Genomic DNA, 13,392 nt, shown 5'->3' on the forward strand with positions numbered 1-13,392 from the left:
GGCAATCTTTCGGTCGGCGCGCGTCGCTCCGCGTGTTCTCCGCCGAACGGCCGGCGCATCGCCACGCCCGGCCACCGGATCAGTAGGCGTTGCGGTGGGTGAGCACACGCAGGGTCAGGAGGATGATCTTGAGGTCAAGGTACAGCGACCAGTGGTCGACGTAGTACAGGTCGTGCTCAATCCTCTTTTCCATCTTTTCCAAGGATTCGGTCTCGCCGCGCCAGCCGTTGACCTGGGCCCATCCGGTCAGCCCCGGCTTCATGCGGTGGCGCGCGATATAGGTGCTGATGAGTTCGCCGTATTCCCGGTCGTGGGCCAGGGCGTGTGGGCGTGGGCCGACCAGGGACATGCTCCCCATGACAACGTTTAAGAGCTGCGGTAGCTCGTCCAGGCTCGTTTTGCGCAAGATGCGCCCGACCCGCGTGATGCGCTGGTCATCGCGCGTCGCCTGGCGAACCTGAGGGTCATCATGGACGTACATAGACCGGAACTTGTAGATGCGGAAGGGGAGGTTGTTGAACCCCGCCCGCGACTGGGAGAAGAGCACCGGCCCGGGGCTGTCGAGTTTGACCAGAACGGCGACGACCGCCATCAGTGGTGCCGCCAGCAGGAGGAACAACGTGCCCAACACCAGGTCCTCTGTCCGCTTGACCAGCACGTCCACGTCCGACAGGGGGCGAGTCATCAGGTTGACGACCGGGATCCCGCCGGCCAGCCGGGGCACGCGCCCCACCAGCGCCGGGTCATAACCGCTTGGGATGACGTCCACATCCAGGGAGATCATCCGCAGGGGACCGGCGACCTGCCGCAACGAGCGGCCGTCTGTGGCGTCCGGCATCAGGATGGCGCGGTCGATGGTTTCTGTGCCGAAGTCTTGAACGAAGGCGTCCAGCGACTCATGGCGCCTCGGCGCGCTGTTTCCGTCTGATCCGACCGCCTGAATGGGCGCGGGCGACGGGTCAATCGGCACCACGGATTGAATCTCGAAACCATTCCGGCCGAGTTGCCGGGACACTTCGTCGACGTGGCGCGTGCCGGCGCCATGGATCAGCGCGACCCGTTCCCGCAGCACGCCGGTTTCGATGCCGTGCTTCAGGAATCCGGACCACCAGATGCGTGTGCAGACCAGGCTGAAGTACGCGGCCGCAATCCAGACGCCCACCCAGATACGGGAGAAGTCTTCCACGATCTGGAGTCCGAACGCGATTATGGCGAGAACGAGAAAGACGGCCAAGAACGCGCGCGATGCTCGTTTCAGGCCCCGCCACGGGTTCTCAAGCGCCGGAAGGCCGGTTGCGTTCAGCGCGGGAAAGACAAGCAGCGTGATGATGACGGACAGGCCGACTGCGGTCAGTTCGGGGCGGTCCGGCACTTCGTCGCCGAACCGGACGATGTGCGCCAGATAGGCACCGAAGACCATCGACAGGACATCGGTGATCTGCATCCCGAGCACAAAAAGCCCCCGGATGATTCCGAGGGATACAACGCGCCTGTGCGCTGGTTTGACATGAAAGGATCCGTCAGCCATGCGTGTCTGAGCCTGATGCCGCTCGTTCTGGGACAGCAGACCCCGTTGGGCCAAACGCCGTCGTGGCGTACCGCACCACCCTCGAATCGCAACGCAATGCGGTCACATCGCCACGATCCGCTTGCCCCCTGCCCCCAAGGCACGGCAGACGCTACACCCGATCGCGGGGGTCTGCAAGGTTGCCAACCAGGGCAATCGGATGAACGACGCAGGGATGAGCGAAAGTCCGCATGAGCGGCTTCTTTGCGAGCAATCCACGCAACGCGTCATTGCGAGGCGCTCAGCGACGAAGTAATCCAGAGCGGATATCTGTGTTTTACGCTCTGGGTTGCTTCACCCTCGTCTTGCGATGAGGGTTCGCAATGGTGCGCCAGGCATGGCGCGTAGCGCCGTGACTGGCGCTGTCCGGTCCGCTGTGGTGGCGGTCCGGGCGACTTGGGGGTGGAAGTCCCCTGCGGACCCTGGTGACGGGAACCGCTAGCCGAACAGCAAGGACGTCGTCGTGAGGCGGGGTCTGGAGGAAGCTGGTGGCTAAGCAAGCCCGGTGCGGGGAAGCCGCGCGCCGGGTTCTGTGAGTGGGGCGCCGGGCGACCGGTGCCCCTACTCGACAATCGGATAGCCCGGAGGGGGGCGGGGAGGGGGGGCGCACGGGCGGGCGGGCGTTGCACGCCCGCCCAACGTCGATCCAGAGGCGACTGACCTATTTCAGCCAGGACCCAAGGCCGGCAGTGCGAAGGCCCGGCTGCATTCGCGGAATTGCTGCCGCGTTACACGTGACACCGCGTCAGATCTGACGCATTATATCGCGAGTGGCCATACGAGAACGGATCCATGACACCCCACACCTTCGACGGCTATGCCGTCACCCTGACGCCGGACCCTGAGGACGGCGGCTATGTCGTCACCTGCCGTGACCTGCCGGGCCTCGTCACGCAGGGCGACAGCCGCGACGAGGCCCTGGCCATGGCGATCGACGCCATCCTGGCCCTGCTGTCGGGCCGTCTCGACCGCGACCAGCCGCCGCCCGCGCCGTCGCCGGTCCGGGCGGGTGAATTGTGGGTCCCCCTGTCCGGTCTTGTGGCCGCCAAGCTGGCGATCCGTCGCGCCATGCTGGACCAGGGCCTGACCCAGGCGGCGCTGGCCGCGCGCATGGGCAGTCCCCGAAAGAGCCTGCAGCGCCTGCTTGATCTCTCGCACGGGAGCCAGTGGGACCAGGTGGAAGCCGCCGGGGCCGCGCTGGGGCTGCGGTTCCGGGTTGTGGCGGTGGCGGCGTGACATGACGCCTCATCCCCCCACGCTCCTCCTCCTCGCGCCGGCTGAAGAGCAGGTCGACGCGGCGGCGCCGCTGCGGGCGGCCGATCCGGCGGTGACCGTCGTCCCGATCGCCGACCGCGCCACCTTGCAGACCGCCGTCTTCGCCTATCCGCAGGCCCGCCTGTTGTCGGTGTGCTCGCCGGTGATCGTGCCGGCCGAGGTGCTGGCGGCGCTGTCCGGCCCGGCCTACAACCTGCACCCGGGGCCGCCGGCCTATCCTGGCCTGTTCCCGGCCGCGTTCGCGCTGTATGATGGCGCCACCACGTTCGGCGTCACCCTGCACGAGATGACGCCCCAGGTGGACGCCGGGGCCATCGTCGCCGCCAATACCGTCGACATTCCGCTCGACATGGACCGCGTGGGGCTGGAGGCCCTGAGCCGGCGGCTCGCCCTGCATCTGCTGGCGGGGATGGCGCCGGCCCTGGTCGACCTGTCGCGCCCGCTGCCCACGGTGGACATGGCCTGGAGCGGTCCGGCGCGGCGCCAGGCCGACTTCGAGGCCCTGTGCCGGCTACCGGCGGACGTGGACGAGCGCGAATTCCGCCGCCGTCTGCGGGCGGTGGGCGAGGGGCCGCATCATGCGTTGCGGCTGTCCGCGTTTGGCCGCTGGTTCCGCCTGGAGCCGGATCACGCCGACGCTGCCGTGGTCAAGGCTGGCCGCGTTCTGGAGTGACCTCCCCGCGCAAGCGGTCGCTGGCCCCGGCCCTTACGGCAGATACCCCGCCTCAAGGTAGTAGCGGCGCGCCCCCGAGTGCAGCGGAATGCCCGTGCCGTGCGGGGCCATGGCGGCGGCCAGCTTGTTGCCGGCGCCGATGGTCTCGAGCAGGCCGCGATTGTTGGGATGCCAGAGGGCCCGCGTGATGCCGTAGGCGGTCTCATCGTTGAGCGCCTCCGTGGTCACCAGAACGGCGCCGACCGACAGCGTGTCCACCGGCGTCGGCACGCCGTCATAGAGCCCGCCGGGGATCTGGCTGGCGCTGAGATAGGGGTGATCCCCGGACATGCGGGCGTAGGTCTCGCCGTCCAGCGTCAACAGGCGGATGGGGATCGCCTCGGCCAAGTCGCTGACCACGGTGACCGGCGCCGAGCCGATGAAGAAGAAGGCATCGATCTCGCCCGCCACCAGCAGGTCGGCCGCCGGCCCGGGCTTGTCGTACACCGGTTCCAGGTCGGACTCGTCCAGGCCGTGCGCCGCCAGCAGCAGGCGGGCATCGACCAGCGTGCCGGAGCCCTCCTCGCCGAGGGCGACGCGGTGGCCGCGCAGATCCTCCACCGTGTGCAGGTCGCTGTCCGCCCGCACCACCAGGTGCGCCTTTTCGTCGTACAGCCGGGCCAGGGCGTACAGGCCCGGCATCGGCCCGGTGTCCGCGAACACGGCGGTGCCGGAGCGCGCCCAGTAGGCGATGTCCGCCTGGCACAGGGCCAGGTCGAGCGTGCCGGCGGAGAGTCCCCGGATGTTGTCGACCGACCCGCCGGTCGACTGCGCCACGGCGATCAGGCCGGGCACGCCGCAACTGCCGCCCTTCTCGCACGGGCGCGAGCCGGGGGGACGGCTGATGGCGTTGGCGATCATGCCGCCGATGGGGAAGTAGTAGCCGGCGGGGGACCCGGTCCCAATGCGCATGAAGCGCTCGCCAATGGCGGTCTGCGGATCCTGGGCGCGGCCGGGACGGGCGACGGACAGAGCCAAGGCGGGCAGAGTCGCCGCGCCCAGGCCAAGGCCCAGCGCGTACCCCAGGACATCCCGGCGTCGCGGGCGAACGACGCCCGATCCGCCGTTGTCCGAATCCCTCGCCCTCATGTGTGTCGCCCTCCCGGATCCCCGCACGGTCCTGGACCGTGCCGCCGGTTTCATCATCGTAGCGCAGGATAACGCGGAATATGGGTGATTTTCGGGCAATCCGGCCGGCAAGGCCAGCATCCATTGCCATCGATCACGGAAACGTCACGCGGGTCGCCGCCGCGAGGCCAACAGCACCCCCGTGACCGCCACGCCCATCCCGGCCAGGGCCAGCGGCCCCAGGCGCTCGTCGAACAGCGCCCAGGCGATCAGCGCCGTGACCGGCGGCACCAGGTAGAACAGGCTGGCCACGCGCGCCGCCTCGCCCAGGCGGATCAGCACCATCAGCAGTGTCACCGCGCCGATCGACAGCACCACCACGAGCCACAGAAAGCCGAAGATAAAGCCCGGAGTCCACGAGATCGTCATGTCCTCGCCGGTCAGCAAGGCCAGCCCGCCCAGCACCGGCGCCGCCGCCGCGAACTGGATCACGCCGCCCGCGCGCGGGTCGAGCCCGCCGCAGAAGCGTTTCTGGTACAGCGTGCCGGCGGTGATGGCCACCACGGCCCCGCCACAGGCGGCCACCGCGCCGGGACCGAACCCCTGGAACAGGCTGGTTCCGGCCGGCGCCAGCTTCTCACCCAGGACCATGGCCACCCCCACCAGGCCGAGGGTCAGGCCCAGCCACTGCCGGCCGCTGACCCGCTCGCCGAGCAGCGGGCCGGCCGCCACCGCGACCATCAGCGGCTGCAGCCCGGTGATCAGGGCGGCTATTCCGGCCGGCAGCCCGCCCTCGATGGCCGAGAACACGCCGCCCAGGTAGCCGCCGTGCAGCAGCAGGCCGGTCACCACCGCATGGCCGACCAGCGCCGGGCGGCGCGGCCACGGCGCCCGGCTCACCCAGACGATGGGCAGGAAAAGGAGTGCCGTCACGGCGAAGCGCAGGGCGAGCACGGTCAACGGCTCGCTGTGCGGCAGAACGAACCGGGCGCCGATGAATCCCGTACTCCACAACAGGACGAACACCGCCGGCATGGCGGCGATGGCCGTGTCGCGGACCATGGACGCGGGCGGGCTGGCGGACATGCGCGCTCCTCACATGACAGATCATAGCCCCTACCATGCCTGACTCCGGCGGTCCCGGGAAAAGCCCCTGCCGTTCCGGAAAAAGGCTCCGCTGCCTCGAATAATCCCACATAGACGGGGTTTGTTTTTTTCGGCGGTTGCTACAATATGGAGAACGTTGCTGTCCGGTTTTCGCCCTAGAGGTTTGGATGACTCGGTTTTCGGCCTCGGCCGCGTCCCCATCCCCATCCCCCTCCTCATCCCCATCACCCGTCGTGCCCCCGGAGGGCCGCGTGCTGCTGGTCGAGGACACGCCGTCCATGGCGCGGGTCTACATGGACTACCTGAGCGACCTGCCGTGGCCCGTCGATCTTGCGGAGAGCGGCGCCGAGGCGCGCCGGCTCCTCGCCCGGGGTGGCCATGTGGCGGTGATTCTGGACCTGCGGCTGCCGGATGCCTCGGGTCTCGACATCCTGCGCGAAATCCGGGCCGAAACCCATGCCGAAACCCAGGACGCGGCGGTTGTCGTCGTCACGTCGCAGGGGTCGATGCAGGTCGCCGTGGAGGCCATGCGCGAGGGCGCCGACGATTTCCTGACCAAACCGTTCGCGCCCGACCGCCTGCGCGTGACGCTGAAGAACGCCGTCGAGCGCCACGCCATGGCCGGCACCCTCCGGCGCATCAAGAAGGAGATCGGGCGCGAGACCTTCCACGGCTTCATCGGGTCGTCGCTGGCCATGCAGGCGGTCTACCGCACCATCGAGGCGGCGGCGCCGTCGCGCGCCAGCGTCTTCATCACCGGCGAATCGGGCACCGGCAAGGAGGTCTGCGCCGAGGCCCTGCACCGCGCCAGCGCCCGCGCGAAGGGACCCTGCGTGGCCATCAACTGCGCCGCCATCCCGCATGAACTGATCGAGAGCGAGGTGTTCGGCCACGTCAAGGGTGCGTTCACAGGCGCCACCGCCGATCGGAAGGGCGCCGCCGCGCGCGCCGATGGCGGTACGCTGTTCCTGGACGAGGTGTGCGAGATGGACCTGGGGTTGCAGGTCAAGCTGTTGCGCTTCATCCAGACCGGGAAACTCCTGCCCGTGGGCGGTACCAAGGTTCAGGAGGTGGACGTCCGCTTCATCTGCGCCACCAACCGCGATCCGTGGTCAGAGGTGCAGGCCGGGCGCTTCCGCGAGGACCTGTATTTCCGCCTGCATGTCATCCCCATCCATCTGCCGCCCCTACGCGAGCGCGGGGCGGATGTGGTGGAGATCGCCCGCGCCTTCCTGGAGCGATTCGCCGCCGAGGAAGGTCGTGACTTCGAGGGCTTCACGCCGGAGGCCGAGGCCCTGCTGACGCGGCTGTCGTGGCCGGGCAATGTCCGCCAGCTTCAGAACGTGCTGCGCAATGTGGTCGTGTTGAACGAGGGACCGCTGGTGACCGAGTCCATGCTGGAGGGCCCGGTCCGGACCCTGGGGCAGGGGCGGCCGGCGCCGCCGCCGGCGGAGGCTCCAGCCGATGGTGCGGCGCCACCGCCGGCCCCCGAAGGCGGCGGGGCGGACCAGGGCGACGCCGGCCCCATGGGCGCACTGCGCCAGCAACACGACCTGCGGCCGATGTGGCAGGTGGAGTGGGAGCACATGACGCGCGCGCTCAAGGCCTGCCAGGGCAACGTGCCGCGCGCCGCCGCCCTGCTGGAGATCAGCCCCAGCACCATCTACCGCCGCATCCGCCAGTTCGGCGATCCGGTGGCCGGAACCCCGCCGGTGGGCGGGGCGGGCGGCAGCGCCACCGGCTGATCCGCGCGCACGGCGCACAGGCACCAGCGGCCCAATGCCATCATAGATCGAGTTCACCATGCGACCCGAGACGGACCAGGACCAAGGTTTGGTCATCGGGCTTGTGGTAGATCATGATCAGGTCGGGCTTGATGTGGCAATCGCGATGGTCTCGCCATTCTCCGGACAGGGCGTGATCCCGGTGACGCGCCGCCAAGGCTTTGTCCAGCGCAAGGTTTTCAATGATCAGACGGAGATCGTTTTCCAACGTGCCCCGGTGGCGGCCCTTGGCCTCACGTTTGTAGTCTCTGCGGAACTGCGTGGTGCGTTCAATCGTCCGCACGCAGATCCTCCATCAGAGCGTCCACGCTGTAGAACCGGGGCAGAGTGCCGGCCCGGGCTTCCCGCATGGCCGCGATGGTCTCGGCGTTGGGACGTAGGGGCTCGAAGGGCAGCGCCTTTTCGGTGGCGATCCGCACCATCATCATCCTGAACGCGTCCGAGACCGTAAGCCCCATGCTCGCCAGCACGTCGGTCGCTTCTTCCTTGATGCGCCCGTCGATGCGCGCGCGCACAACATCGTTCCGAGCCATGTCTATCCTCCTGCCTTGTGTGCTACATCGTAGCTCAAGCGTGACGGCGGCTCAAGCGGGCGACGCCAGGGGCGGCAGCGACACCGGCTGATCCGCGCGCACGGCGCACAGGCTTTGCACCACGCCCTCGCCCCGGCCGGAGGGCATGGGCTGGAGGCCCTGTTCGAACGCCACCAACTGCAGCCGACCCGCCACGGCGTCCAGGAACTCTCCGGGGCGCGCGAGGTGGTCCGGGTTGCGCGGGCGGGCGATGCGTTCGTGGCCGACCATGAACGTCTGGCACAGCAGCACGCCGCCGTCGGCCACCGCGGCGACCATGTCGGGCAGGCGCGGCCGGTTCAGATAGTTGGTCACCACCACGGCGTCGAACGCGCGTCCGGCAAAGGGCCAGGGCCGGCCGTCCTCCAGGTCGGCCGTGACGATCTCCGCCCGGTCGGCCAGATCGGCGACATACTCGGTGTCGCGGTCGACGAGGGTCACGGCGAACCCCCGCTCCAGCAGCCAGCGGGCATGACGGCCGCCGCCGCACGCCACGTCCAGCACTCGCCCGCCGGGTCGGATCAGGGCGGCGAAGCGGGTGACCCAGGGCGACGGCACGGTCAGGCTCAGGTGAACGGCGGGCGGCGGCACGGCGGGTGGGCTCCGATGGCGGCAGGGGACCGCCGGTGCCATCGCACGAACCGCACCCGGCCGCAACGGCGGATCCACGGCCCTTCCGCGCACGGCAACGCCCGAAGCGATGCCAGGCATCCCTCCGGGCGCGCCGGTTCACACAAAAGGGCTCGGACCGCGCGATCAGCCGTAGGCGTGCGCCTCGCGATCCCCGTGGTACGTCGGCTGCGGGGCAAGGGCGCCGAACACGCCGCCCAGAATGGCGCCAAAGATCAGGTGCAACACGAGGGTCGCGATCGCCGGCGCAATCCCGATCGACAGGCCGAACAGACCGGTTCCGGCCATCGGCATGACGACCAGCATCATCAGCAGCCAGCCCGCGACCGAGAACACCATGCCCCGGGCCCAGTCGGCGGCACCGGGCAGATAGGGCTGAAGCAGGGCGAACAGGCCGCCCCAGGCCACGACCCCGACCATGATGTGCATCAGCCAGCCGACGATCGGCGAGGCCGGCAGACCGACCCAGCTATAACCGATGCGGGTCAGCAGTTCGATGGCGTTCACCGCCGGCAGCAGCCCGGCCATCGCCTTGATCATCATCAGGATCGACAAGGCGAGCGTGGCCACGATGCCGGCAACCAAGCCCCGTCCGATGTGAGTCATCATGACGAACCTCCTTCCGTTTGGGGACGCCCCCGCGCCTGCCCTCGCCAGGGGCCTCGGCAGGCCGGAGACGCCTTCGGGGTGGTGCACGCTGTCTCACATGCCCCCGACAGATTCGAGTCGACGTAGGGTGTTTCAACCACCCGGGAGGCCGCAAAATCGTCAGGGGCCGGATCGCCTTGTCACCGCGCCGGGCGGTCTGCGATGCTGGGGGCGTTTGCACTCTGTTGAGGACGGTCGGGGTAGACTGATCCCTTGACCCCTGTTTTGACCGGACGGTTCGGATGATCCTGTATGCCCTTCAGTGCGATGTCGGCCACACGTTCGAGGCATGGTTCCGTGATGCCGCCGGGTTCGACGAGCAGGCCGAGGCGGGGGTGATCAGGTGCCCGGTCTGCGGCACCCACAGCGTCACCAAGGCCATCATGGCGCCCCGGCTGGCGCGTCACCACGGCGCCCGGCAGGCCGGGACGCGGCCGGGCGGGGAGCAGTCGGCCGACGCCGGCCCGCCCGCTGCCGCTGCCGCCGCCACCGCCGCCGACCAGAGCGCAACGGCGGACGCGGTGCCGGGTTCGGCGGCCCCCGCCAACGCCCCCGCCGCCGCCACCGGGCCACGCGCCGAGGCGGCGCGGCGCCTCGCTTCGGCTCTGGAAAGCCTGCGGAGCACGGTCGAGCAAACCTGCGACAATGTCGGCGACCGCTTTGCCGAAGAGGCGCGGCGCATCCACTACGGCGAGACCGAGGCCCGGGGCATCTACGGCCGCACGACCCCGGACGAGGCCGAGGCCCTGCGTGACGAGGGCGTGGAGTTCGCGAGCCTCCCCTGGCCCCGCCGCTCGGACGCGTAAGACCGGCCGACCGAAGTGGTGACTTTTTCCAATGCGCCTAGAGCAGATCGTTTGGGCGGATTCGCGCGTCCCATTTGCCCTGCCGAGCGGGTCAAATGGGACGCGATCGGCCTAGCGCCGCCACCATCCCCGGCGGTTGCCGGACTGCCGCGCCGGGACCTCGATGACGGTTGTTCCGTCGTCGTCACCATCGTTTTCCGGTTCGGACGCTGGCGAGTCGGCCGAGTCGTCCCCGGCGTCGGAGTCGGACACGGCGGTGGCAGGGGCCGCCTCGTCCGGCTCGGTCTCCGCTTCGGGCGGGTCGGGCGCGTCGGTCGGCGCGACACCCTCGGCGCCGTTGTCCACGTCCTCCGTGCGGACCTCTGCCGTCGCGGCCTGCTCGGTGTCGCGGTCCTCGCCCCCGTCGTCCGCCGTCGAGGCGGCGGCCGTGTCACGCTCGGACTCCTCCGCGTCGGCGACATTGTCGTTGGCCGTTTCGCCAACGGACTCTGGGGACTCCTCAGAGTCCGCGTTCGCGGCCTCGGTCTCGGTCCGGCGGTTGCGGCGTCCGCCACGCCGCCGCCGCGAGCGCCGCGACCGGCTGGAGCGCGAGGCCCCCGACTCCTGCCCATCGTCGCCGGCCTGTTGGTCGTCATCGGTGTCGTCGCCGTTCGAGGCGTCGTCTTCACCGTCACCATCGCCACCGTTCTCCCCACCGTTGTCTGAGACCTCGGACTCGGTGCCGGTGCGATCGCTGTCGCGTCGGGGCTTGCGCCGGCGCCGCCGCTTCTTGCGGTTGCGGGAGGACGAATCGCCGTTGTCGCGGGCCTCGTCCCGGCTCCCGGTCTCCGCGTCGTCCTGTTCGGCGTCGGCGTCGGCGTCGTCCTCGACCGGGACCGGCGCCACGGTGCGGGCGGCCGGGCTGGGGCTGGCATCCTCGGCACTGTCGGGCCGGTGCTCGCCGCGCACCCGCTCCATGGTGTAGGCGGGGATGATCAGGCTGTCGTCGCCCTCGATGGAGACGCGGAAGTCGTAGCGGCTTTCGATCGCCGTCAGCATGGCGCGCTTGTTGTTGAGGATGTAGAGCGCCACGGGCGTGGGCACGGTCAACGTGACCTCCGACGAGCGCCGGCGCACCCCCTCTTCCTCGATCACCCGCAGCATGTGGATGGCGGTGGATTCGATCGACCGCACCACACCGGTGCCCTGGCAGTGCGGGCAGGTGTGGAAGGCGGTTTCCATCAGGCTGGGCCGCAGCCGCTGGCGCGACATCTCCATCAGGCCGAAGGGGCTGATGCGGCTGACCTGAATGCGCGCGCGGTCCTGCTTCAGGGCTTCTTTCAGGCGCCGTTCAACCGCCGCGTTGTTGCGGTTCTCGTCCATGTCGATGAAGTCGATGACGATCAGCCCGGCCAGGTCGCGCAACCTCAACTGACGGGCGATCTCGTCGGCGGCCTCAAGGTTGGTCTTGAGCGCCGTTTCCTCGATATGGCGTTCCTTGGTCGAGCGGCCGGAGTTGACGTCGATGGCCACCAGGGCCTCGGTCTGGTTGATGACCACCGTGCCGCCGGACTTGAGCTGCGCCGTCGGGCTGTGCATGGCGTCGAGCTGGCTTTCCACCTGGAAGCGGTGGAACAGCGGCATGTCCTGTTCACGGTAAGGCTGCACCTTGCGCGCGTGCGACGGGGTCAGCATCTTCATGAAGTCCTTGGCGGCGCGGTATCCCTCCTCGCCGTCAACCAGAACTTCCTCGATGTCGCGCGTATAGATGTCGCGGATGGCCCGCTTGATGAGGTTCGCTTCCTCGTGGATCAGCGCTGGCGCGATGGACTTCAGGGTGGTCTCCTTGATGACCTCCCACTGCCGCATGAGATACTCGAAATCGCGCTTGATCTCGGCCTTGCTGCGTTCGGCGCCGGCGGTGCGCAGGATGACCGAGCCGCCGGGCGGACCGTGCAGGTCGCCCAGGATGGCCTTCAGGCGGCGGCGGTCGGTCGTGCTGCTGATCTTGCGCGAGACGCCGCCGCCCCGGGCGGTGTTGGGCATGAACACGCAATAGCGCCCGGCCAGCGACAGGTAGGTGGTCAGCGCCGCGCCCTTGTTGCCGCGCTCTTCCTTGACCGCCTGCACCAGCAGGATCTGGCGGCGCTTGATGACCTCCTGGATCTTGTAGTGACGCAGGGCGTTGGCCTGAAGCTGCGGCGAGGCGGTGGCGACCGTCTCTTCGCCGCCGACGTCCTCGACATCGGACTCGGTGGTGTCCGACTCGTCGCCACCCTCCGCGCCGTTGCCCTCGCCGTCATCATCGTCGGCGCCGTGGTCCGCCGCCGCGCCGCCTTCGGCGCGGCGTTCCTCCTCGGCCTCGGCGGCGCGTTCACGCTCCGCCTGCTCGGCCAGCAGGGCCTGCCGGTCGGCCACCGGGATCTGATAGTAGTCCGGGTGGATCTCGCTGAACGCCAGGAAGCCGTGGCGGTTGCCGCCATATTCGACGAACGCCGCCTGCAGGGACGGTTCGACCCGCACCACCTTGGCGAGGTAGACGTTTCCCTTGATTTGTTTCTTGGTGCTGGTCTCGACGTCGAACTCTTCAAGCCGGGTGCCGTCCAGCACGACCACCCGCGTTTCCTCGGGATGGCCGGTATCGATTAGCATTCTCTTTGTCATGCAGGGGCGAACTCCGTGGGGCCGCCGGCGCCCAGTCCGCCGAAGCGGGGACGCCGGGGCCTGATCTCAACCGGAGACCGGAGTCCGGCAGGTCGGGCAGGGTCGCGCACACGCCGTGCGTCGCCGTCTGAGCGACGCGCACGGGTCGGGCCGCCCATCGGCTCCTTTCGCCGCCAGCGGCGCGCGGGGCCACGGCCGCCTGGGGCCGTGGCACACGCCGGAACGACAGCGGGGGAGCGAATGGGGGCATATACGAATCCTCCGGCCCGGAGCCTGACGGCCCGGTCTCGAATGTAAGGTGTCAACGCGCGGCCGGTCGCCGGTCGGCGGCATGAGAGACGGCGGACCAGGAACACCAGACGCGCCGTCCTCGGACGCGCCGACGTCCCGTGCCACCCGGCCATCGAGTGGTTTGTCCGGCCGGCCCCCGACGCCGAGTCACGCCGTGGCGCGGAGACCCCGCGACCCGCCGTTCGCCGCGTCACGCTCTGTCCGTCGGTCCGGCGCGGGCGGTCCCGGCACCGGAGCCTCACGACCGACAACGAAAATCCATCTGAGAGAATAGTCACCGCATGTCGTC

General features: G+C 69.3%; 12 protein-coding genes. 4 read left to right on the top strand and 8 right to left on the bottom strand.

The features are described 5' to 3' along the window. Nucleotides 1-79: 79 nt before the first annotated feature. On the bottom strand, nt 80-1,444 hold the full coding sequence (locus Q0309_RS01450; protein ID WP_299436653.1) for an undecaprenyl-phosphate glucose phosphotransferase: 1,365 nt from the start codon (nt 1,442-1,444) through the stop codon (nt 80-82). 915 nt (nt 1,445-2,359) lie between these two features. On the opposite strand from Q0309_RS01450, the gene Q0309_RS01455 reads away from it, so the two are divergent. Then, nucleotides 2,360-2,803: a type II toxin-antitoxin system HicB family antitoxin gene (locus Q0309_RS01455; protein ID WP_299436656.1), complete on the top strand. Its 444-nt coding sequence runs from the start codon at nt 2,360-2,362 to the stop codon at nt 2,801-2,803. Nucleotide 2,804: 1 nt separating this feature from the next. Then, entirely contained in the window at nt 2,805-3,515 is a 711-nt protein-coding gene (locus Q0309_RS01460) for a formyltransferase family protein (RefSeq protein WP_299436659.1), read from the top strand. Between the two features lie 33 nt (nt 3,516-3,548). On the opposite strand, the gene Q0309_RS01465 is transcribed toward Q0309_RS01460, so the two are convergent. Beyond that, complete coding sequence (locus Q0309_RS01465) at nt 3,549-4,643, bottom strand: TAXI family TRAP transporter solute-binding subunit (protein ID WP_299436662.1); 1,095 nt, start codon at nt 4,641-4,643, stop codon at nt 3,549-3,551. Nucleotides 4,644-4,787: 144 nt separating this feature from the next. Further along, a complete protein-coding gene (locus tag Q0309_RS01470) occupies nt 4,788-5,708 on the bottom strand; it encodes a DMT family transporter (RefSeq protein WP_299436665.1) in 921 nt (306 codons plus the stop codon). Between the two features lie 272 nt (nt 5,709-5,980). Here Q0309_RS01470 and Q0309_RS01475 point away from each other — a divergent pair, with 272 nt between their 5' ends. Further along, a complete protein-coding gene (locus tag Q0309_RS01475; RefSeq protein ID WP_299436668.1) occupies nt 5,981-7,474 on the top strand; it encodes a sigma-54 dependent transcriptional regulator in 1,494 nt (497 codons plus the stop codon). 40 nt (nt 7,475-7,514) lie between these two features. Here the strand turns inward: Q0309_RS01475 and Q0309_RS01480 are convergent, their stop codons facing one another. The 4 genes from Q0309_RS01480 to Q0309_RS01495 all read right to left on the bottom strand — a co-directional run bounded on the left by Q0309_RS01480 (nt 7,515) and on the right by Q0309_RS01495 (nt 9,324). Continuing rightward, nucleotides 7,515-7,796 carry a type II toxin-antitoxin system YafQ family toxin gene (locus tag Q0309_RS01480; RefSeq protein ID WP_299436671.1) on the bottom strand — a complete coding sequence of 94 codons (282 nt, stop codon included), beginning with the start codon at nt 7,794-7,796 and terminating at the stop codon, nt 7,515-7,517. Continuing rightward, the gene (locus Q0309_RS01485; protein WP_299436674.1) at nt 7,783-8,046 is read right to left on the bottom strand and encodes a type II toxin-antitoxin system RelB/DinJ family antitoxin; all 264 of its coding nucleotides are present in this window, start codon (nt 8,044-8,046) and stop codon (nt 7,783-7,785) included. Before Q0309_RS01485 ends, Q0309_RS01480 begins: the two co-directional genes overlap by 14 nt. 51 nt (nt 8,047-8,097) lie before the next feature. Beyond that, entirely contained in the window at nt 8,098-8,676 is a 579-nt protein-coding gene (locus Q0309_RS01490) for a bifunctional 2-polyprenyl-6-hydroxyphenol methylase/3-demethylubiquinol 3-O-methyltransferase UbiG (RefSeq protein ID WP_299436677.1), read from the bottom strand. 165 nt (nt 8,677-8,841) lie between these two features. Next, nucleotides 8,842-9,324: a DUF6789 family protein gene (locus Q0309_RS01495; protein ID WP_299436680.1), complete on the bottom strand. Its 483-nt coding sequence runs from the start codon at nt 9,322-9,324 to the stop codon at nt 8,842-8,844. A gap of 281 nt (nt 9,325-9,605) precedes the next feature. On the opposite strand from Q0309_RS01495, the gene Q0309_RS01500 reads away from it, so the two are divergent. Beyond that, nucleotides 9,606-10,169 (top strand): DUF1178 family protein, encoded by a 564-nt coding sequence (locus Q0309_RS01500; protein WP_299436683.1) that lies wholly within the window; start codon nt 9,606-9,608, stop codon nt 10,167-10,169. A gap of 111 nt (nt 10,170-10,280) precedes the next feature. On the opposite strand, the gene Q0309_RS01505 is transcribed toward Q0309_RS01500, so the two are convergent. Further along, entirely contained in the window at nt 10,281-12,812 is a 2,532-nt protein-coding gene (locus Q0309_RS01505) for a ribonuclease E/G (RefSeq protein ID WP_299436687.1), read from the bottom strand. Nucleotides 12,813-13,392: the final 580 nt, after the last annotated feature.

This window comes from uncultured Rhodospira sp. (assembly GCF_937138205.1).
Lineage (GTDB): Bacteria > Pseudomonadota > Alphaproteobacteria > Rhodospirillales > Rhodospirillaceae > Rhodospira.